The sequence below is a fragment of the Paenibacillus sp. FSL R10-2788 genome (assembly GCF_038003885.1).
Taxonomy (GTDB): Bacteria; Bacillota; Bacilli; order Paenibacillales; family Paenibacillaceae; genus Paenibacillus_AQ; species Paenibacillus_AQ odorifer.
Window position 1 is genome coordinate 2,979,857 of record NZ_JBBOQA010000001.1, and the last position, 19,516, is coordinate 2,999,372.

The following is a 19,516-nucleotide window of genomic DNA, read 5'->3' on the forward strand; positions in this document are numbered from 1 at the left end:
AATATAACCTGCACAGTACGCACTTTTTTCGTACTAGGTACGATTTTTCGTACTAGCTGGTTCGAACATATAGTTATATAACTATCGAAAGAGGGGATCACATGGATTTGCTGGAGCCGAGATTGACTGGGGTTCTTACAACACTTGAAAAGATCGGTGGAAAGTGGAAGCCGCTCATTTTATTTATTTTATTGATAGATGGCACAAAAAGATTTGGGGAACTTAGACGGATCATCCCTGATGTTTCCCAAGGTACGTTAGCTAAACAATTACGTGAGCTTGAAGAGGATCAGCTTATCGACCGGGTGAGTTATCATGAGCTTCCTTTGAGGGTAGAATATAGTATTTCAGAACATGGAAAATCGCTAATTACAGTGTTGGATAGCATGTGTGGCTGGGGTAGGATGCATAAAGAATATTTGAATAATACAAATAAGTAGAGGGGGGACATTATTATTCATACTATTTTGCAGGAACCAACGGGTCAGACCTACAAGACGCTGGTACAGGTAGCTATGGAAGTATGTGATGAATTTATTCTAGTAAAACGTGATCAGATGGAGTTGGAGCCAGAAGGAGTTGAACTGCTTGAACAGCTGCAACCATTTCTCAAAAAGGTCATAAAAGATGACTATTGGCCGGGGACTCGGCTTATGGGGCATTATGCAGATGTTTATTTTTTTCATTGTTCACCTGAAGCGGTCGATATTCTTTTATCCTATTCCACCAGCTTGTACTCGTGGGTACAGACCAGGCTGCCTGATGATCTTTGTTTTCTAAAACAAGGACAACCGTGGCTAATCAATACAGCCCATGAGAGAGAAAGCAATTTGATCACTGATGTGAATGAGGAACTTAATAGACTAGAGGAGTGCGGATTGTTGTTCCGTGACTTATCTGAGTTTTATAACGTTGATTAAAAATTTAACTCATATTTAGTGCAGAAGAACCCGCATTTGGTGCGGGTTCTTCTGCATGCTCATTAATATTTCTACGCATCTGTTAAACTACAAGATTTCATATATTCAAAGAAAAGTATTGATAATTATTCTCATATGATTTAATATGATAACGATTCTCATTATCATCACTTTGGTTTGAAGAATGATAAATAAAATATAGATGGGGAGATTGAATATGAATCAGAAAAAATATTTATTAGCTGGGGTATCAGCAGTTTTAGCTTTGAGTTTGGCAGCTTGCGGTAACAATGAGAAGGATAAGACAGCTTCAGAAAAAAGCACAAATAATGCTGCAGTAGCAGCAGAAGGAACAGCAAATAACAAAGGAAATGCGGCTCAGGAGGCAGTTGCCACTGAACAAACCGTTACATATTTGGGCAAGGATTATGTCGTGCCTGCAGAGATTAATAATATTGTAGCAGCAAGTCTCGAATCTATGGAGGATGCCGCCATACTGGGAGTGAAACCTGTAGGTGTACTTGCGATAGCTGATGCTATTCCAGGTTATCTGTCAACAGAGCTAGCGGGTGCATCCTTAGTGGGGGATAAATTTGCTCCAAGTAATGAAGCGATCCTGCAGCTGGATCCAGATGTTATCTTAGGGTCTTCCAAGTTTGGGGAAGATGTGGCAGGCGCACTTAATAAAATTCAAACGATGATTCCTTATTCACATATTTCAACGAACTGGAAAGATAACTTGCTCTTATTAGGTCAATTATCCGGTAAGACGGCAGATGCGGAAAAGATTATTAGCGATTATGAATCTAAAGCCGCTGATGCTAAGGCTGAAATCGGAGAAAAGCTGAAAGATCAATCCATTCTAGTCATTCGTATTCGTCAAGGCAGTATGTGTGTATATCCTGCTGGCGTTTATTTGAATCCGGTTATTTATGAAGATCTGGGCGCTGCCATTCCTGAGGTGATCTCCTCTACAGAGGCACAAGCAGAGCTTTCATTAGAAGCTTTGGCGGATATTAATCCGGACTATATTTTCTTGCAGTTTGAGACTAGTGAGAATACTGATAATGCAACAGCACTTGATGATTTGCTCAAGAATCCGATCTTCAAAAGCGTTACTGCTGTCAAAAATAATCATGTGTTTGTAAATGCAATTGATCCGTTGGCACAAGGTGGAACGGCTTGGTCTAAAGTAAGATTCCTGGATTCAGCAATTGAAAACCTGTTGAAGTAAAACCAAAGGTGCGATGAATAAAATGAATACAAAAAATTGGAAAGTTATATTGATCCTATCAACTTCTCCATTATTCATCGTATTAGCAATTGTTGTATCCGTCTTATATGGTGTTAAAGATATTGGAATATTGACAATATGGCAGGCGATTACACACTTCGATGCTAATAATGTGGACCACAACATTATTATGACATCTAGATTTCCGCGTGTAATCGCCGCTTTATTAGTTGGAGCGGCTCTGGCTGTTTCAGGGGCGTTAATGCAGGGGGTTACACGTAACTATCTTGCATCACCATCGATTATGGGAGTAAATGACGGATCGGCATTTGTTATTACGTTGGCTATGGTGTTTTATCCGGGATTATCGAATGTTCAGATGATTATTTTATCCATGGTGGGTTCAGCCATCGGAGCGGGTTTGGTTTTCGGATTTGGTTCCTTGGTCAAAAACGGTTTATCACCAGTCAGGTTAGCTATTATTGGGACTGTAATTGGTACTTTTTTAAGTAGTATCGCCTCAGCAGTAGCGATGTTTTTTCAAGTCTCACAAAATGTTAGCGTTTGGTATAGCTCGAAAATACATACCGTTAATCCAGATATGCTAATATTATCGATTCCTTTTATAATCGTTGGACTGCTCTTGGCGGTTAGTATTTCTAAATCAGTAATGGTTGCTTCCCTAGGGGATGAAACGGCGATTAGCTTGGGTCAACGAACAAAATGGGTGAAAATTGTCAGTATTATATCTGTTATATGTCTGACCGGGACAGCAGTAGCTTTAGTTGGCAAGATAGCCTTTGTGGGCCTAATCATTCCTCATATTACACGTTTTATCGTAGGTATAGACTATCGCTTTATCATTCCTTGCTCAGCGGTGATTGGAGCTGTTTTTTTAGCGTTATGCGATGTCTTAAGCCGTTATATTAACTTTCCGTTTGAGACGCCAATCGGTGTTGTAACAGCCTTTATTGGAATCCCGTTCTTCCTTTATTTAATTCGGGTTAAAGGGGGAGAGCAGCGTGGATAGAAGTAAAATACAGTTTAGCCGCTATATGCTGACACTATTAGTTTTTATCCTGTTAACCCTTGTGGCGGGGTATTTTCATCTTACGAATGGCGTGTTTGATATGTCTGTAATGGATGTGATAAAAACGCTGCTGCGAATAGATCCTAACCCTAAATTTGATCTGGTTATTTTTCAGTTTCGGTTACCACGGATCATTATTGCTTCTTTAGTAGGAATAGGTCTGGGGATGGCGGGAACTGTCATTCAAGGAATTACCCGTAACGGGCTGGCTGATCCAGGGATCCTTGGGATTAATGCAGGCGCTGGAGCTGCCATCGTCGCGTTTATGTTTTTCTTTCAGATGTCGGGAGTTACTTTTTTCAAAGAAAGCTGGTTCTCGATACTAGCCATGCCGCTGTTTGGTTTTGTAGGTGGGCTTGCCGCAGTTGTGATTATCTTTATTTTCTCTTGGCGGAATGGTGCACTCGATATGCAACGCTTGATTTTGACAGGGATCGCGATTAGTAGTGGTTTTGGTGCGTTGTCGTTGTATATTTCTCTGAAAATGAATGCAAGTGATTATGAAATGGCCGCGGTTTGGAGTGTCGGAAGTATTTATAGCGCGAACTGGACTTATATCATTATGATCGCACCTTGGGTGCTTATTTTAGGATTTGTAATGTATCGAAAAAGCTATTTACTCAATTATTTTCAATTGGAGGATTCCAGTACAAAAAGCTTGGGGATCTCGGTAGAAAAAGAAAAGCTGATCTTTCTGTTATGCAGTGTGGGGATTGTAAGTGTTTGTGTATCTGTATCCGGTTCTATAAGTTTTATAGGCTTGATGGCTCCTCATATCGCCAGACGATTAGTAGGAATTAATCACCGCTATATTATGTTATCCAGTGCAGTGGTTGGGATGTTTTTGCTGGTGATCTCAGATTATTTTGCCAAAACAATATTTCAGCCGGCAGAGTTACCCGTGGGTATAGTCGTTTCGATTATTGGTATTCCATATTTCTTATATTTATTAGCCAAGTCAAGAGTGTAGGGGAGAGTGTACAGAAAAAATGACAACACAAGTAGAGCTCGAACACACAGAATCATGGAAACTTGAATCTCAGTATATGGGTTACACGTACGATATAAAGGTTTCTCTTCCCAGAGAAGCAGCACCAGAAAAGGGCTTTCCAGTATATTACATGCTCGATGGTAATTCATATTTTCAATTAGGTCGGGATGTCGTAAAACTGCAGTCAAGAAATGCCCCAAAAACTTTTATTGCACCAGCAATTGTGATTGGAATTGGACATTATGGTACAGATGAAGAGGTCTCTAAAAGAAGATTTTATGATTTCACACCTCCTGCGAGGTTGTATGTATATCCGGATCGATTGAAAAATGCTGACATAGGACCACATGGTGGGGCTGAGAAGTTTTTAGCTTTTTTAGAATTAGAGTTAATGCCAGCAATCAACAAGAAATATAATGTGGATCAACATAAACAAGCCTTGTTTGGTCACTCTCTCAGCGGTTTATTTGTCCTCTGGACGTTATTCACTCGTGCGAAGCTGTTCCAGTATTATTTGGCCTCTAGTCCATCCATTTGGTGGAATGATCATGAAATCCTGACGTATGCGGAGCAGTTCTATAACAATGTACAAGTGAAGATGGCCGATAAACAAAAGTTATTGATTACCGTAGGGAGTGAAGAGTCGTTTATGGTCGATGACGCAGCATTATTATTTTCAAAAATGAATGAATATGCTCTGCCTAATTTAGAGGTTGAGCACTATGTCGCACCCAATGAAAATCACGCTTCTGTAGTGCCAACGATTATGAGTAGAGCGTTTCGAGTGCTGAACTGTTAAGGAGTGGGGATATGACGCAAATGAGGGCAGGCGAGCTTGTGCTTTTTGAACATATAGATCGTCAGATTACCGTGTATTTACCGAAAGAATATCATCTATTTCCGGAGCGGATATTTCCAGCGGTTTTCTTACAGGATGGAGATTTTTTGTTCAAAGAGGCGATTATAGCTATAGAGAAAGATGTGGAAGAGGGAGTAACAGAGCCGGTTATTTTTATCGGGATTGATTCTCAACTGCGGAATGATGAATATACACCTTGGGAAATGCCTGCTCTTTTTAAGGATTGGTCCTTTGGGGGCAAGGGCGATGATTATTTGAATTACGTCTATCAGGATCTTGTACCCTATATCAAAAGCTCCTATCGCATCTCTAACGAGCCGAAGAAATTGGCTTTGGGTGGTGTTTCACTAGGTGGATTAATAAGTCTGTACGCAATGTACAAGACTGAAGCTATTTTTGGAAATTTTATATTCATATCTGCGTCTGTATGGTTTAAAGATTTCATTCATTACATGGAAGCTTCAAGACTAGATAGGGAATGCAGAATTTATATGTATGTTGGTGAACAGGAAGGTATCCACAAGACAAATGTCCAGAAGGACATGGTGCCTAACAGCAAACGTGCTTATGATATTTTAAAAGAGAAGATTGATGAAGCTGATCAGCGTGTGAAGTTTGAGACGGATCCGCTGGGCACGCATAATGACATGTTTTTCCTGCAATATTTTCCGAATAGTATCAGGTTCTTATTTCCTGCAAAATAAACATAATAGGACGAGCGGGAGAGAGTAGCCTTGCTTCGTCCTATTTATCGATGAAAAGGGTCATGGCTAGCACATAGCTGCTCTAGTTATTCTTCTGTAAATTCTCGAGATGGGCATCCAAATTGTCGAAGGTTTGGGAAATCCCCTCTAACATCCCCATATCAATAACTTGTTGCAAGGCTTCCGGAGAAGAGTATTTACCGGTATTCACCAGCTTCGTTTGACCATCCAGGACGATAAAATCTAGTTGGACAAGCGTCTCAGGCAAATCTTTTGAAATATTACCCTCTGCATCTGAGAACCCATCTGTATAAATGACTTGTTCTGGGACTGTAATTTCCTTATACAATGCCTTGCCCCAAGACTCCATACCGTAGAAATCACCTTGATTCTTATCCTCGCACTTCATGCAATAATGCCAAGTACCCCCTGGACGGAAATCGACATTACATACGGGAAGCGTCCAACCTTTTGGACCCCACCAGTGCTTCAAATGCTCAGCCTCAGAAAAAGCTTTGAATACAAGTTCACGTGGAGCTTGGAATACGCGCTCTAATACTAATGTGTTGCCATCAACAATTTTGGATACCACTTGGTTGGACGGGTTAGAATTTGTCATGGGATAGATCCTCCTCAAATTTGTATGCTTCCTGCCAATTTCAGCCTGAGACTATGATTTTTTATTGTTTTCATTGCTCTGTAGCTTTTGCAAATAATCATCCAGTCGATCATATCGTTCTTCCCATATATGGCGGTAGGAGTCTAACCAATCGTCTATTTCCTTAAATGGATCAGGACGGAGCTTGCAAATGCGCTTGTTAGCAACAGCTTGAACTTCAATTAAGCCCGCTTCACTAAGGACGCGCAAATGCTTGGACGCTTGAGGCTGCCGTAGCTGAAGACTTTCTGCAATCTCCCCAACGGTTAAGGGATTAACCCGTAATAGTTCAACGATCTGCATGCGGTGGGGCTCAGCTAAGGCACTCATAACGTTAGTATTCATAAACGAGGATCACTTCGATTCATTAAATTCATTCGCTCTATTATGACGCACCATGGTTAAACGGCTCTATAGCGCCTCCTTTTTGTTATTTCCTGTTTGTAATAATAATTTTAATATACCATGACAGGAATATTCCTGTAAAGGAATGTATAAAATGCATTGAATGACACCTGCAAAAGAAGGGCATGATACAAGCATTAAAAAGAAATATGTTCCATGATAACCATCAAACTTTACAAAAAACATAGGAATAGATATAATTAAGTATAACTTATCGGGTTTTAGTAATACGCAAGGGGCCTAACGCCAGTGGGCTCCTTTTGTATTTCTTGGCCATGTTACAGGAGGGTGAAGGTCATACACAATGAAAAGATTATGGTTTGTGTTCATTATGGTCCGCATGGGGAGCGTTTAATCCGGCGTGGTGTCCAACTATCTGAAATTATAGGGGCGCCATTGTTTGTATTAAATGTCGATAGTTCGGATATTGATGAATATAATCAGAGCAAAGAAATGTATATGACGGTCTGGAAACGTCTTGCCGATGAAGCTGGCGCAGAGTTTATCATTCGGAAACGTGAAGGCCGAAAAACAACAGATATTATTGTAGAAGTTGCTGAAGAAAATGAGGTCACACAGATCGTCATTGGACAATCTGCTCAAACTCGGTGGCAGGAGCTTACCAAACGTAATTTCATCAATGAACTCATTGGTAAAATGAAAATGATGGATCTGCATGTCGTGGCTGTGCAGCGGATGCGCGCCGGGTTGGAAGAAACCCATGAGGAAGGCGTTATCGCCTACCTGGTCAAAAACGGGGCTGAATATCAGCTCAGTGATGAACCTCAGGGAGAGTATTCGCTTAAGGGAAAGTTCTTTCACGAACTACACACAGAATTTGAGAACGGTTTATTCAGAATTGAGCAGGAAGATGGAAAGGCTAGATATCTGCATATTTGTGATGGCACATTGACCGATTCTTTATAATTAGGCTTGCCCTTATCAACATTGGGGCCTTGTATATAAGGCCCTACCAATCATATGATCTTTGGCTTTTGGTAAAAAAGTAAGTACTAAAGTTCACAACTTAATAAGCTCAAGTGGAAAAGGAGGACTGCCTTTGCTGCATGTAATCATACTTGTTCCGTTTCTAATGGCCTTAGTAATCGCACTTTTGTCCAAGAGAGCACCCAACCTTCATAGAGGATGGCTTGTTTTCCCTGGTTCACTCGTTTTGTTTGTTTATTTCTTAACCCGGATTCCCGTTATTAAGGGTGGGGATTTGGGATATGAAACCATTTCATGGATTCCTTCACTAGGAATTGATTTGGTTTTCCATCTGGATGGATTAAGTTTGTTGTTTGCTTTGCTAATCACTGGGATGGGTAGTCTTGTAATTATCTATTCAATTTATTATCTTGACCGGCGAAAAGAAGCGTTAACCCCTTTTTATATTTATCTAATGTTGTTTATGGGGGCGATGCTTGGCGTTGTGCTCTCGGATAACTTGATGGTGTTATACGGCTTTTGGGAATTAACAAGTGTTTCGTCATTTCTGTTAATTGCCTTTTGGCATCGGCGGCAAAAATCGCGGTATGGTGCTCTCAAATCTATGTTGATTACCGTATTTGGTGGTTTAGCGATGTTTGCCGGCTTTTTAATGCTTTATGTAATGACAGGCACCTTTAGTATCCGGGAAATTTGGAGTGAGGTTGGCGATATTAGCGGGCATGCTTTATTTATTCCGGCGATGCTACTAATTCTTTTAGGCGCCTTCACCAAATCAGCGCAGTTCCCGTTTCATATCTGGCTGCCAGATGCCATGGAGGCACCTACACCCGTTAGCGCCTATCTTCACTCGGCAACGATGGTTAAAGCTGGATTGTATCTTGTCGCCCGTTTCAGCCCTGTTTTTGCGGGGCAATATGAGTGGTTCTGGGTTGTGTCAGGCGTCGGTTTGATCACCTTGATTTATGGCTCTATCCAGGCGATGAAGCAGACGGACCTGAAGGCTCTATTAGCCTATTCAACGATTAGTCAACTTGGACTGATTATGGGATTGCTGGGAATGGGATCGGCAGCGGCATTTTATGTAGGGGGAGATTCAGTCTTTTACACTGCTGCAACAACAGCGGCTATCTTTCACCTTATTAACCATGCCATCTTTAAAGGCTCTTTGTTTATGATGGTCGGTATAGTTGACCATGAGACGGGTACCCGCGACCTGCGGAAGTTGGGCGGACTGATTTCCATTATGCCGGTTACCTTTACGGTAGCGATGATCGGCAGTTTCTCGATGGCTGGTTTGCCGCCATTTTCCGGGTTTTTAAGTAAAGAAATGTTTTTTACAGCTGTTCTGAATATCCGAAACCTGGATATATTGTCTGTTCCCTCGTTGTTTACGCTCTTCCCGGTTTTGGCCTGGATTGCCAGCGTGTTTACTTTTGCATACAGTATGATTTTGGTTTTTCACACCTTTTTCGGAAAATATCAGCCTGAGAAGCTGGACAAAAAACCGCATGAAGCCCCATTTGGACTTCTGCTTGCCCCGTGCCTGCTAGCAGTGCTGTCTATATTTATCGGTTTTTTCCCGAATATATTATCCAATACACTTATTATCCCTGCAATGAATGCTATTCACCCAATCTTGCAGACCGGAGAACCCTTTGTTGTGAATATTCATTTCTGGCACGGCTTTACACCAGAAATATGGATGACACTTGGTGTTGTGATTCTTGGTATTATTGTATACCGAATCTATGGCCGCTGGAGTCTGGTCGATAAAGAATGGGGCAGTGGCTACACTTTAAATCAAGTCTATGACGGAGTAATCCGGCTGGTCGAGAAATCGTCTAGGGCGTTGACTGGCACCTATATGACAGGTTCCATGCGCCATTACTTGATGTATATCTTCGCTTTCCTGATCGTAGCCATTGGTGGAGCCGTGTGGTATACCGATGGAATTACGCTTGGGACAACTGAATATGCTCCGTTTTCGTTGTTTGAAGTTATTGTTGTTATGGTTATGCTTGCGGGCGCTTTGGCTATCCCATTTGTACGTTCCAGAATCACAGCCATTTTGTTAACAGGAATGGTTGGTTATATGGTTACTTTACTCTTTGTTCTGTTCCGGGCACCTGATCTGGCGCTTACGCAGATGATTGTCGAAGTAGTATCCGTTACATTGTTCCTGCTATGTTTTCGGCATTTGCCTAAGCTGGAGAAAGAACCGTTCAAACTTCGGTCCCGCTTGCCTAAGCTAATTATTTCCATCGGGATGGGAATAACCATGACATTGGTTGCACTTGCTGCTTTAGGCAGTAGTCCGTTCGAATCCATCTCGAAATATTATGTGGAGAATAGCTATACCTTGGGTGGCGGTAAAAATATTGTTAATGTTCTGCTCGTTGATTTCCGCGGCTTTGATACCATGTTTGAAATTACAGTGCTTGGCCTTGCCTCACTTGCTATTTATTCCATGATCAAACTGCAGTTGGATACAGATGGAACTATTGCCCCACTGAAGCGGGCTGTGAAGGATAATAAACCACGTTCTTCTGTAAGTGATGATGTGTTACTACAAGCGGTAGCTAAAGTAGCCTTCGTTATGATACTAATATTTTCGCTTTATCTGTTTTTCGCCGGACATAATAATCCGGGAGGCGGATTTATTGGAGCATTGATGGCATCAGCCGCATTGGTACTACTCGCCATTACTTTTGGGATTGATATGGTTGAGAAGGTATTGCCTATCGACTATCGTAAGTTAATCGCGATAGGGGTATCTGTAGCTTTTCTTACAGGAATAGGTTCGTTTTTATTCGATGTACCTTTTCTGAGCCAAGCGTTTGGCTATTTCCAACTGCCACTTATGGGCAAAACAGAACTGACCACAGCAATGTTCTTTGATCTCGGTGTTTTCTTAGCTGTTATTGGTGTCACTATGAATATCATATTTACGATCGGGAGGGATAGCTAATGGAGCTTATTATTGCCCTGGCGATCGGTGTACTGTTTTCCGTAGGTGTTTATCTAGTTCTTTCCAAAAGCTTGCTGCGTATCCTTCTGGGAACCACTTTAATAACGCACGGCGTTCATTTGTTGTTACTGACAATGTCTGGCCTCAAGACAGGTGCTGCACCATTGCTGGGTGAGGAAGCGGAAGCTTATGTCGATCCTTTGCCGCAGGCGCTCATTTTGACCTCTATTGTAATTAGCTTTGGAGTAACAGCATTTTTTATTGTTTTGGCATACCGGACTTACCGCTCGACGGGTACCGATGATGTGGAAGGAACCAAGGAGGAGAGACGATGAACAACTTGTTAGTGCTGCCTCTGCTGATTCCGGCCATTACGGCAGTTATACTCATTTTTCTGAAAGAACGAGTACGTCTGCAACGAATCATAAGTGCCGTCAGTGTGTTTTTAAATATCTTTGTTGCAGGATTCATTGTGTATCAGGTAAATATAAACGGTATCCAGACCTTATATATGGGGGGATGGCGTCCACCTTATGGCATTGTGTTTGTTGCCGATATGTTTTCGGCATTGCTCGTGTTGACAGCGGCCATTGTTGGTGCGGCTTGTCTGTTTTTTTCCTTCGCTAGCATTGGGGAAGACAGAGAACGGTTTTATTACTACCCGTTTTTCCATTTTTTATTAACCGGGGTTTTTGGCTCTTTCCTCACCGGGGACCTGTTTAACTTGTTTGTCTGCTTTGAGGTGCTGTTAGTTGCTTCTTACGCTTTGATCGTACTTGGTGGGTCCAAGGGTCAACTGCGAGAGACATTAAAGTATGTATTAATTAATGTGATTTCCTCTTCCTTGTTTGTGGCGACGATTGCTTATTTATATGCTGCGACAGGCACACTGAATATGGCGCATTTATCTATGCGTGTAGCAGAGGCGGGACAAGGCGGTGTAATGAACGTCATTGCGGTCCTGCTGCTAATTGTATTTTCGATTAAGGCAGGTTTGCTGCTCTTTTTCTGGCTTCCCGATTCCTATAGTGCACCGCCATTGGCTGTTAGAGCCCTGTTTGGGGCTTTGTTAACCAAGGTCGGATTGTATGCAATTACACGTACCTTTACTTTGATTTTTATTCAAGAACCGGGACTCACCCATACATTGATTGCCTGGATGGCGGGGGCGACAATGATACTTGGGGCAATCGGGGCATTGGCTTACAACGATCTGGGCCGAATATTTAATTATAATATCATCATCAGTGTAGGATTTATTGCTTTTGGGATCTCTGTCGCGACTCAGGATTCGTTAAATGGTGTAGTGTTTTATTTAATGCATGACATGGTTGCCAAAGCATTATTATTTTTCCTGGGTGGGATGATTATCTCAGCTTCGGGCACCGACCGATTAAAAGAAATGGGTGGTTTGATCCGACGTTATCCGTGGACCGGCTGGATGTTTTTTGTACTGACTTTGGCATTGGTTGGTGTTCCACCCCTTAGTGGTTTCGCTGGAAAAGTGATGATGGTGCGTAGTGGATTTGGAGAGAATCACGTGGCTCTGGCGCTGATTGCACTTGCATCCAGCTTTGTAGTGTTATATTCCTTGATCAAGGTATTCCAGCAAGTATTCTGGGGTGGCGAGAAAAGGGAAGAACAAGTCAAACCGCTTCATTATAAAGCCATGATGGCACCGGCGGCTGTTCTGTTCGTGATTGTAATTCTGATGGGTGTAGGTGCGGAGACGGTAAACGGTTTTGTGAGTCAAGCCGGAGCCGTACTGGCTGATCCAGCACTATACATTAACGCTGTCATGAAGGAGTGATACTATGGCTTTTCAACTATTATTGAATTTCATGATAGCATTCCTGTGGATGTTCCTGCACAATGACTGGACTGGGCCACGTTTCGTCATTGGTTTCTTGATCGGTATCCTCATTCTGCTCGGAATGCGACGTTTTTGGCCCAAATTATATCTAGGAAAAGTGTGGGCAATTATTAAGCTAATCCTTTTACTGCTGCGGGAACTGGTCGTTTCAAGTTATGTAGTGGTAAAAGCCGTTCTGAGACCGGAGCTTAATATACGTCCAGCAATCTTGAAATATACTACAGAGCTGAAATCGGATTGGGAAGTGGCTACTTTGATCACATTGCTCTGCCTTACTCCCGGATCTGTGGTACTTGAAGTATCGGATGATAACCGGACTTTGTATATTCATGCCATGGATGTTGATGATCCCGCACAGTTCAGAGCGAATATCCGTGACACCTTTGAGCGTGCGATATTGGAGGTGACCCGTTAATGATCCATTTTATTCTTATGCTCTCGCTTACGATTATGGCGCTGGCGATTGGTGTATGCGCCTGGCGTTTGTTGAAGGGACCTTCTTTGCCTGACCGGGTAGCAGCACTGGATACGATTGGAATTAATCTGTTAGCCATGGTAGCCGTTCTTTCTGTTTTACTCCGAACGCAGGCTTTTATCGAAATTATTTTGTTAATAGGCATTCTTTCCTTTATCGGCACGACGGCATTTGCCAGATACATCGAAAGGGGAGTGGTGCTAGAACATGGAAACGATCAAGACAGTCGGTGAATTGCTGTTTGCTTTGTTAATTCTGATGGGGGCATTGCTTAGTGCTGTAAGTGCTTATGGACTGATTCGGCTGCCTGATGTTTATCTGAGATCGCATGCCGCTGCTAAAAGTGCAACCCTTGGTGTTTTATGTGTTCTGAGCGGGGCCTTTCTATATTTTGCATTTTTTCTAGATCATATAAGTGCTAAGCTGCTACTGGGGATTGTCTTTGTATTTATGACCTCACCTTTATCTGCGCATTTGACAGGTAGAGCTGCTTATCGCTCAGGGGTTCCCTTATGGAATCGCAGAATTCAGGATGATTTAAGAGAGGTACTGGAGAAAGAAAAAGCTGTAGCAGCATCCCCTGAACGGGATGTGCCTCAAGAATAAAATTCAGGAAATGTTAGTCTGTAATTTCGGATTACAACAATAAGTTTGGATCGCAATAGCTAAAAAGCAACAACCCTGCATGAAAACGCGGGGTTGTTGCTTTTTTAGATTAAAACTACTCTTTTTTTGTTATCTTAACGAACTAATATTTTGCCTTCTCCAGCAAGTATGCGAAGTACCCTTGGGAGTCGTTCACCGTCATTCTCAGGGATGTCCAACTGAATGCCGTAGTGGAAACTGCCTTGTTGTTCTTTGTTCCATTTCAATATTCCTTCTATGTACATAGATTCATCCGTAAGATTCATTTCCATGCCAATGCGTACTAGGTTATTTTCTGGGTTGATATTGAGGGGTAACGATAAGTGGCAACCCGATCGACTGATGTCGAACAATACAGCCCTTACAGGCTTGGAAGGAACCTGGATGCCGTTAATAGTAAGAATATGAAGATCAAATGTTACAGGTTCTTTAAGGGTATATCGAAAAGGTTCGGTTCTGCGATTAGTGTTCATATGCTCCTCCATACTTTTCCATGTATTATAAATTATCGACATAAAAGTAGGATTAGTGAAGAGCTGATTCTATTTTTGATTTATTTCACTACTTGAGCAGTCTCGTAGGTAAGGCAGCGCAGACTTTGATCAGGATAACGCATTTCTGCCGTGTAGCTGCTGCCATCTTCCAGCATCATCTGAACAGCGACCATGCCGCGTTTATCATTGGTTTCAGTGTTGATTAGTGTTGCTGTAACAATTTTTCGGCTTTCTTTTTGTTTATCTGTAAGGATAGTAATGGCCGTATTGATCCAACTAGCATCTTTATAGATGGCGCTGGCAGCAGAAGCGCTAATTGGTGTTCTTTTCAGAGAATTATTAATCGCGGTCGTATTCACTACCATACCGTTTATGGGATCAATTAGTACATCGTATTCCCAGAATTCCTTACCTTGCCCTTCTAGGGTCTTGGCGTTATATGGACTGAAATGTACAGCCCATGTCCACGGCAGCGAGGTTCGGGTATCACTCAGAATAACCCGCATCTGCAGCTTTCCCATGTCCACTTCGAATAATTTGCGAACGCTTGAAGCAGCGAGAGCAACGGTATCGCTTTGACTCAAATGCCCTACAGCAGGCGGTGTAACAGTGTTCCGTTTGGATACAGAAGTCTCATTACCAGCCATGTCTATGAAATTGTTAATTTGTTGTATTTCTTTAGGGCTCGTCTGCTGTTGTAGATCGTCATTCTCTGTGGACACCCGCGTGGGTGCTTCCAACTTCACCCCTGGGGTTTTGATGCTGGTTAAAGCTAAATGGGTGGTGTTTTGAATGACTGCACTGACGATTAGCAGACTCCCCGAGAACAGGAGTACAGCTAAAGCAGTGGGGAATTTTTTGTTATTCACTTGAATAACCTCCATTTGCTTCGGATGATGCTGAATCTTCCTAACCTTAAACTATAGATGTTATAGAGTAGGTGAACAGATGTTATGGAGTTGTAAAAAAATGCGGATACTTGTTCCTTGACCTAAAGTAGAATTCAGTGAAATTCTGGCTTGATGTGCATCTGCGATTTGCTTGCATAAAGATAAACCAAGACCCGCACCCCCGTATTCGCGTGTGCGCGATTTTTCACCTCGATAAAAGGGTTCAAAAACACGCGCGCTCTGTTCCGGGGTCATCCCAAATCCCGAATCACATACTTCCAATATGGCTTCATTTTGCAATGCATAGGCAAGCAAGCGGATGGTGCTCCCTTGCGGAGATGCATGAATGGAATTTTCGACAAGGTTAACCAAGAAGGAAGTTAGCAGATCATGATCACCCCAAACCGCAGGGATCGAATAATCCATTTCTAGTTTGATGCCTGCTTCGTCCAATTTAAGCTGCACAATCTGTTTAACCGATTTGAACAAATCTGATATGTCTACTTGTTTCAGAGTCAGAGGATGATGCCGTAGGACGGACAAATCCAGCAGTTTGAAGGCAAAATTCTTCAGGCGTAAGGTTTCACTAAGGATATATTGACCAGCCATCTGCTGTTCTTCCTGGCCTATATTCGCGGAAGTCAGAAATTCAGCAAATCCCTGCATACTGGTTAAAGGTGTGCGCAGTTCGTGGGCGAGGTTATCTACCATTCTCTGCTTTTCATCGGCCATATTAGACAGTTCGATCACGTGCTGTTCCACTGCGTTTGCCATTCGGTTAAAGTTCAGGGCTAACTCACCAAATTCATCTTTACTGCGCAACTGCACACGCTCGGTATATTTGCCTTCAGCGATCGTTTTTGTAGTCTTTGAAAGCTGTTTAAGTGGTTTGGTCAACTGCCGGATCAGCAAGTAGAGTAATAGGAGCAGAATTGGACCGATAATCCAGTTAATCATTACAAAAAAACGGTTCAGCTCATGCTGCTTAGCATACAGGTCACTGATATCACGTTGATAAACGATCGTCAAAGCTTGATAGGGAGCAGGGAGCTCAGTAGAGAGTTGAATAGAATGTGATTCCGGCGTTGAGACGGATGGGACTCCGGCATTCGGATAAACCAGCTGGTCATTCTCCCAGAGCTGTAGTCCGATTCCCTGCTTATGATAAAATTCACCATAGGATTGAGCCACGCTGGAGATTAAAGTAGAGGTAAGTGTGGCCCCACGGGTCTGAATCGATTCAAGATTTTCATAAATGTTGTTTGCAATTAATAGCTGTTCGCTTGAAGCACGCTGCATTTCGCTGTCCATGTTCAGCTGCCAGCTTTTTTTCATAATCATTATTACACTCACATCTAGGGCGACGATGAAGAAGGCGAGGACTGACAGCAGAATTTTATGCCAGAATCTCATACTAGACCTGAACTTCCAAGCGGTAACCAAGCTTAAATACGGTTTTAATTCGTTCTTCCCAGCCTAGTTTTTTGCGCAGCTGCCTGATGTGGACATCTACGGTACGGGTATCTCCTTCAAAATCATAGCCCCAGGCTAATTCCAGCAACTTTTCCCTTGATAAAGCAATGTTTCTGTTGCGGATAAGGACTTCAAGAAGCTCAAATTCCCTAGCGGTTAAATCTACGGGTAGTTGATCCACCATGACAAGCCTCTCAAGATAACGTACCTCAACGTTTTCACAAAGAAAATTGGAAGTGCCTTTTTCGCTCCTGCGTAACACCACATTGATTCTTGCCAACAATTCAAGGATTTCAAAAGGTTTAATGATATAATCATCGGCGCCCAGCTCAAAGCCCTTGATGCGATCAGCCAGTGAATCTTTAGCGGTGATTAGAATCACCGGAATTTGTAAGTGAGCAATCCGCTGCATGATCTCAAAACCATCCAGTTCGGGCAGCATTATATCGAGCAGAATTAAATCGGCCTTTTCACGTTCCAGCAGTTCAATAACCTCCAGCCCGCGATAAGCCTTGCTATAGGTATGTCCGACTAATTTTAGATTCATAGTAATTAAGTCACTGATTGCACGTTCATCTTCTACGACTATGATATGGCCCATAGTTCATTGTTCCCTCCTAAGCTAGCAAATCACTTCCTAATGCTAATAAACTATAAACAACTTATTACAGAATTGTCCAGTGAAGGTATGAAAAAGCATCTAGTTCTTCATAATTTTGATTGTGAATAGAGCTCAAAAAGGACTGAAAGAGAACGAAAGCAGTCTCTTAATCAATCCTAAAACACATCATTATAAGCCTTTGCAACTCTTTATTAATTGGAAATTCCATCCGTTGTTGACTTAGGCAAGGGGGGATCGGGGGCAATAAAATCGTGAACGATTTGACGGAAATATTCGTGATTATCATAGCTGTTGTACATACGCCAGGCCACCGTTTGGGAGTTGCCGAAAAATAACCGCTCGAACTGGGTTTGACGACCTCCGAATGCACCCGCTCCTAGTTCCCACGCCAGCCGGAATAAGGCATTTCGATACCATGCATCCGAGACATTCCCCTTCAAATACTCATAAAGATAAGAACCAGCGCTTGATGTAAAGTCGGCTTCAGAGGGGATCATGATGAGACCGCTTGAACTGAGGTTTTGAACCATTTCAACCATTTCTGGATAAAACTCTGAAAAGTGAATGGTTGAAGCCAATAGTGGTCCCTTGTCTGGAACGAGATATCCAAATTTGTCGAGCGAAGCCCCTATTTCCGCTGCAAGTCTTAAGGCTTTGAATGTTTCTAAATAGGTTAATATTCTGGAAATAGGCAGAATCGTGTAGGACTCAAGGACAGCGTTTTGTTCTTCAGCCAAAGACTCTAGCATACCAAGAAAAAACTCGGTTTTTGCAATATAGCGGGTGACAATTTGGTGGGCCATATGCGTATGAAAATTACTCTCGCCGAATAATCGGGAACAGTAAATCTCATCGCCATAATAAAATATACGATCATGAGGGATAAGTACACGGTCAAAGATAACAAGGGTATCCATTTCTTCATATCTTGAACTTAACGGATGGTCGTAAGTAGATGAGGCAGCGTAGCTTTCACGGCAAAAAAAAGTCATTCCAGGCAGATCATTAGGCACCGCAAAGGCAAACGCAAAGGGATTATCATCATCCACAAGTGAGGGTGAGGGAGTCGGGAATACAAGCATTTCATCGCAGGTAGCTCCCTGTGTTGCCATCATAAAAGCACCGGTAACAATCATCCCCTCATCATTGATTTCTACGACTTTAGCAGCGATAGAATCCTCTGTAGCATCAATCTGGCCGGATATTTTGCTGGCTTGAGGCTGGATGAAGGCATGGGATAAGGTAATGTCATAATCACGACAGTAGGCATAGTATTTTCTGAGGTTCTCAGCATATTTCGGATTAAGGTCCTCAAGGATATCAGCAGCTGTGAAGAGAGACATAATGGCTGTATTCATATAATCGGGGGAGCGTCCTAAAAATCCATGATGTCTATTGGACCAGAGTTCAATCATTTTTCTCCGGCGTTCTAAATCTTCAGCATTTTTGGGTGGAAGAAAAGATAAACCAACAGGATCTCCAGTATCAGGTGAAGGAAAGGTCATCTGCGCCAAATAACGTTCATCACACTGCATGTTATACATTTCAGCTTGTGTTTGTATGAGACCCTGAAAGGCAGGGTGTTTGGATAAAGGACCTTCAATACGTGTTCCTCTGTACCAGATATTGATCTTTTGCCGGTCGATTCGTTCGATGTATTGATTACCTGTTTTTATAGGCATAGGTTCCACCTCATTGAAGTCATCTTTGACTAATAAGCCGTATTATTGCTATTAATGTACGTGACCATGAATCTACGTGTACATTGTCCATATACCGTGTGTGAACAGGGAGTTTGGGGTTGACATAAACGAAGCTGACTTGTATATTTTGGATATTGGATTACAAATGTAGTCATGCCAGGAAAGAATGGTGGATAGTATTATGTCTAAGGAAACTCCAAGGATTTCGGATGCCGAGTGGGAAGTGATGAAGGTGCTGTGGGCAAGTGCCCCGCGCACTGCAGGTGAGATTGTTGAAGCACTAGAAGGCAGCAGGGACTGGAACCCAAAGACGGTACGGACGTTGATTAAGCGTCTGACAGAGAAGCGGGCTATTGGTTATAACCAGACAGGTAGGGTGTATTCATATTATCCGCTGGTGAGGGAAGAGGAATGTGTCCAATCGGAGACACGATCCTTTCTGAAGCGGATCTACGGTGGAACTCTGCGCCCGATGTTGGTCAATTTTTTGCAGGATGAAAAGTTGTCCCGGGAAGATATTGAAGAATTGAAGAGAATTTTGGATGAACGAAAGGACTGAGC

At 42.4% G+C, this 19,516-nt stretch carries 22 protein-coding genes; 15 read left to right on the forward strand and 7 right to left on the reverse strand.

All coding sequences use genetic code 11. From position 1 onward, the window contains the following. The first annotated feature begins 101 nt into the window (after positions 1-101). The 7 genes from NSQ50_RS13105 to NSQ50_RS13135 all read left to right on the forward strand — a co-directional run bounded on the left by NSQ50_RS13105 (position 102) and on the right by NSQ50_RS13135 (position 5,798). On the forward strand, positions 102-440 hold the full coding sequence (locus NSQ50_RS13105; RefSeq protein ID WP_036686390.1) for a winged helix-turn-helix transcriptional regulator: 339 nt from the start codon (positions 102-104) through the stop codon (positions 438-440). A 27-nt stretch (positions 441-467) separates the two neighbouring features. After that, positions 468-920: a hypothetical protein gene (locus NSQ50_RS13110; protein ID WP_051491456.1), complete on the forward strand. Its 453-nt coding sequence runs from the start codon at positions 468-470 to the stop codon at positions 918-920. A 217-nt stretch (positions 921-1,137) separates the two neighbouring features. After that, entirely contained in the window at positions 1,138-2,154 is a 1,017-nt protein-coding gene (locus NSQ50_RS13115; protein WP_036686393.1) for an ABC transporter substrate-binding protein, read from the forward strand. 13 nt (positions 2,155-2,167) lie between these two features. Further along, positions 2,168-3,184: a FecCD family ABC transporter permease gene (locus NSQ50_RS13120; RefSeq protein ID WP_036686394.1), complete on the forward strand. Its 1,017-nt coding sequence runs from the start codon at positions 2,168-2,170 to the stop codon at positions 3,182-3,184. A 25-nt stretch (positions 3,185-3,209) separates the two neighbouring features. Next, complete coding sequence (locus tag NSQ50_RS13125; RefSeq protein ID WP_076104305.1) at positions 3,210-4,214, forward strand: FecCD family ABC transporter permease; 1,005 nt, start codon at positions 3,210-3,212, stop codon at positions 4,212-4,214. A 19-nt stretch (positions 4,215-4,233) separates the two neighbouring features. Beyond that, on the forward strand, positions 4,234-5,034 hold the full coding sequence (locus NSQ50_RS13130; protein ID WP_076224148.1) for an alpha/beta hydrolase: 801 nt from the start codon (positions 4,234-4,236) through the stop codon (positions 5,032-5,034). Positions 5,035-5,045: 11 nt separating this feature from the next. Further along, positions 5,046-5,798, forward strand: a complete 753-nt coding sequence (locus NSQ50_RS13135) for an alpha/beta hydrolase (RefSeq protein ID WP_051491457.1) — start codon at positions 5,046-5,048, stop codon at positions 5,796-5,798. A gap of 82 nt (positions 5,799-5,880) precedes the next feature. Here the strand turns inward: NSQ50_RS13135 and NSQ50_RS13140 are convergent, their stop codons facing one another. Then, positions 5,881-6,417 (reverse strand): SRPBCC domain-containing protein, encoded by a 537-nt coding sequence (locus tag NSQ50_RS13140; protein WP_036686397.1) that lies wholly within the window; start codon positions 6,415-6,417, stop codon positions 5,881-5,883. Between the two features lie 51 nt (positions 6,418-6,468). After that, positions 6,469-6,801, reverse strand: a complete 333-nt coding sequence (locus NSQ50_RS13145; protein WP_036686399.1) for an ArsR/SmtB family transcription factor — start codon at positions 6,799-6,801, stop codon at positions 6,469-6,471. 348 nt (positions 6,802-7,149) lie between these two features. Here NSQ50_RS13145 and NSQ50_RS13150 point away from each other — a divergent pair, with 348 nt between their 5' ends. The 7 genes from NSQ50_RS13150 to mnhG all read left to right on the forward strand — a co-directional run bounded on the left by NSQ50_RS13150 (position 7,150) and on the right by mnhG (position 13,734). Beyond that, positions 7,150-7,788: a universal stress protein gene (locus NSQ50_RS13150; protein WP_232061321.1), complete on the forward strand. Its 639-nt coding sequence runs from the start codon at positions 7,150-7,152 to the stop codon at positions 7,786-7,788. 127 nt (positions 7,789-7,915) lie between these two features. Beyond that, positions 7,916-10,780 (forward strand): Na+/H+ antiporter subunit A, encoded by a 2,865-nt coding sequence (locus NSQ50_RS13155; protein WP_036686622.1) that lies wholly within the window; start codon positions 7,916-7,918, stop codon positions 10,778-10,780. Further along, complete coding sequence (locus NSQ50_RS13160; RefSeq protein ID WP_036686402.1) at positions 10,780-11,115, forward strand: Na(+)/H(+) antiporter subunit C; 336 nt, start codon at positions 10,780-10,782, stop codon at positions 11,113-11,115. Before NSQ50_RS13155 ends, NSQ50_RS13160 begins: the two co-directional genes overlap by 1 nt. Continuing rightward, positions 11,112-12,590 (forward strand): Na+/H+ antiporter subunit D, encoded by a 1,479-nt coding sequence (locus NSQ50_RS13165; protein WP_036686404.1) that lies wholly within the window; start codon positions 11,112-11,114, stop codon positions 12,588-12,590. The genes NSQ50_RS13160 and NSQ50_RS13165 overlap by 4 nt, the downstream gene beginning before the upstream one ends. 4 nt (positions 12,591-12,594) lie before the next feature. Next, entirely contained in the window at positions 12,595-13,068 is a 474-nt protein-coding gene (locus NSQ50_RS13170; protein ID WP_036686405.1) for a Na+/H+ antiporter subunit E, read from the forward strand. Continuing rightward, positions 13,068-13,361 carry a Na(+)/H(+) antiporter subunit F1 gene (locus NSQ50_RS13175; protein WP_036686407.1) on the forward strand — a complete coding sequence of 98 codons (294 nt, stop codon included), beginning with the start codon at positions 13,068-13,070 and terminating at the stop codon, positions 13,359-13,361. The genes NSQ50_RS13170 and NSQ50_RS13175 overlap by 1 nt, the downstream gene beginning before the upstream one ends. Then, positions 13,336-13,734, forward strand: a complete 399-nt coding sequence (gene mnhG, locus NSQ50_RS13180; protein WP_036686408.1) for a monovalent cation/H(+) antiporter subunit G — start codon at positions 13,336-13,338, stop codon at positions 13,732-13,734. Before NSQ50_RS13175 ends, mnhG begins: the two co-directional genes overlap by 26 nt. Before the next feature lie 134 nt (positions 13,735-13,868). Here mnhG and NSQ50_RS13185 read toward each other — a convergent pair whose 3' ends face one another. The 5 genes from NSQ50_RS13185 to NSQ50_RS13205 form a co-directional block, all read right to left on the reverse strand. Further along, entirely contained in the window at positions 13,869-14,246 is a 378-nt protein-coding gene (locus tag NSQ50_RS13185; protein WP_036686410.1) for a PilZ domain-containing protein, read from the reverse strand. 80 nt (positions 14,247-14,326) lie between these two features. Next, positions 14,327-15,136, reverse strand: a complete 810-nt coding sequence (locus NSQ50_RS13190) for a hypothetical protein (protein ID WP_051491458.1) — start codon at positions 15,134-15,136, stop codon at positions 14,327-14,329. 60 nt (positions 15,137-15,196) lie between these two features. Beyond that, positions 15,197-16,492, reverse strand: coding sequence for a sensor histidine kinase (locus NSQ50_RS13195; protein WP_340949572.1), 1,296 nt, complete (start codon positions 16,490-16,492; stop codon positions 15,197-15,199). Positions 16,493-16,571: 79 nt separating this feature from the next. Further along, the gene (locus NSQ50_RS13200) at positions 16,572-17,231 is read right to left on the reverse strand and encodes a response regulator transcription factor (protein WP_036686413.1); all 660 of its coding nucleotides are present in this window, start codon (positions 17,229-17,231) and stop codon (positions 16,572-16,574) included. A 212-nt stretch (positions 17,232-17,443) separates the two neighbouring features. Next, positions 17,444-18,934 (reverse strand): 4-hydroxyphenylacetate 3-hydroxylase family protein, encoded by a 1,491-nt coding sequence (locus tag NSQ50_RS13205; RefSeq protein WP_076224150.1) that lies wholly within the window; start codon positions 18,932-18,934, stop codon positions 17,444-17,446. Positions 18,935-19,136: 202 nt separating this feature from the next. Here NSQ50_RS13205 and NSQ50_RS13210 point away from each other — a divergent pair, with 202 nt between their 5' ends. Beyond that, positions 19,137-19,514: a BlaI/MecI/CopY family transcriptional regulator gene (locus tag NSQ50_RS13210; RefSeq protein WP_038570550.1), complete on the forward strand. Its 378-nt coding sequence runs from the start codon at positions 19,137-19,139 to the stop codon at positions 19,512-19,514. The last annotated feature ends 2 nt before the right edge of the window (positions 19,515-19,516 follow it).

Coding starts and splice junctions, on each gene's coding strand:
- NSQ50_RS13105 (WP_036686390.1), top strand. CDS start 102: ATGGATTTGCTGGAGCCGAGATTGACTGGGGTTCTTACAACACTTGAA.
- NSQ50_RS13115 (WP_036686393.1), top strand. CDS start 1,138: ATGAATCAGAAAAAATATTTATTAGCTGGGGTATCAGCAGTTTTAGCT.
- NSQ50_RS13120 (WP_036686394.1), top strand. CDS start 2,168: ATGAATAAAATGAATACAAAAAATTGGAAAGTTATATTGATCCTATCA.
- NSQ50_RS13125 (WP_076104305.1), top strand. CDS start 3,210: ATGCTGACACTATTAGTTTTTATCCTGTTAACCCTTGTGGCGGGGTAT.
- NSQ50_RS13130 (WP_076224148.1), top strand. CDS start 4,234: ATGACAACACAAGTAGAGCTCGAACACACAGAATCATGGAAACTTGAA.
- NSQ50_RS13135 (WP_051491457.1), top strand. CDS start 5,046: ATGACGCAAATGAGGGCAGGCGAGCTTGTGCTTTTTGAACATATAGAT.
- NSQ50_RS13140 (WP_036686397.1), bottom strand. CDS start 6,417: ATGACAAATTCTAACCCGTCCAACCAAGTGGTATCCAAAATTGTTGAT.
- NSQ50_RS13145 (WP_036686399.1), bottom strand. CDS start 6,801: ATGAATACTAACGTTATGAGTGCCTTAGCTGAGCCCCACCGCATGCAG.
- NSQ50_RS13160 (WP_036686402.1), top strand. CDS start 10,780: ATGGAGCTTATTATTGCCCTGGCGATCGGTGTACTGTTTTCCGTAGGT.
- NSQ50_RS13165 (WP_036686404.1), top strand. CDS start 11,112: ATGAACAACTTGTTAGTGCTGCCTCTGCTGATTCCGGCCATTACGGCA.
- NSQ50_RS13170 (WP_036686405.1), top strand. CDS start 12,595: ATGGCTTTTCAACTATTATTGAATTTCATGATAGCATTCCTGTGGATG.
- NSQ50_RS13175 (WP_036686407.1), top strand. CDS start 13,068: ATGATCCATTTTATTCTTATGCTCTCGCTTACGATTATGGCGCTGGCG.
- mnhG (WP_036686408.1), top strand. CDS start 13,336: ATGGAAACGATCAAGACAGTCGGTGAATTGCTGTTTGCTTTGTTAATT.
- NSQ50_RS13185 (WP_036686410.1), bottom strand. CDS start 14,246: ATGAACACTAATCGCAGAACCGAACCTTTTCGATATACCCTTAAAGAA.
- NSQ50_RS13195 (WP_340949572.1), bottom strand. CDS start 16,492: ATGAAAAAAAGCTGGCAGCTGAACATGGACAGCGAAATGCAGCGTGCT.
- NSQ50_RS13200 (WP_036686413.1), bottom strand. CDS start 17,231: ATGGGCCATATCATAGTCGTAGAAGATGAACGTGCAATCAGTGACTTA.
- NSQ50_RS13205 (WP_076224150.1), bottom strand. CDS start 18,934: ATGCCTATAAAAACAGGTAATCAATACATCGAACGAATCGACCGGCAA.
- NSQ50_RS13210 (WP_038570550.1), top strand. CDS start 19,137: ATGTCTAAGGAAACTCCAAGGATTTCGGATGCCGAGTGGGAAGTGATG.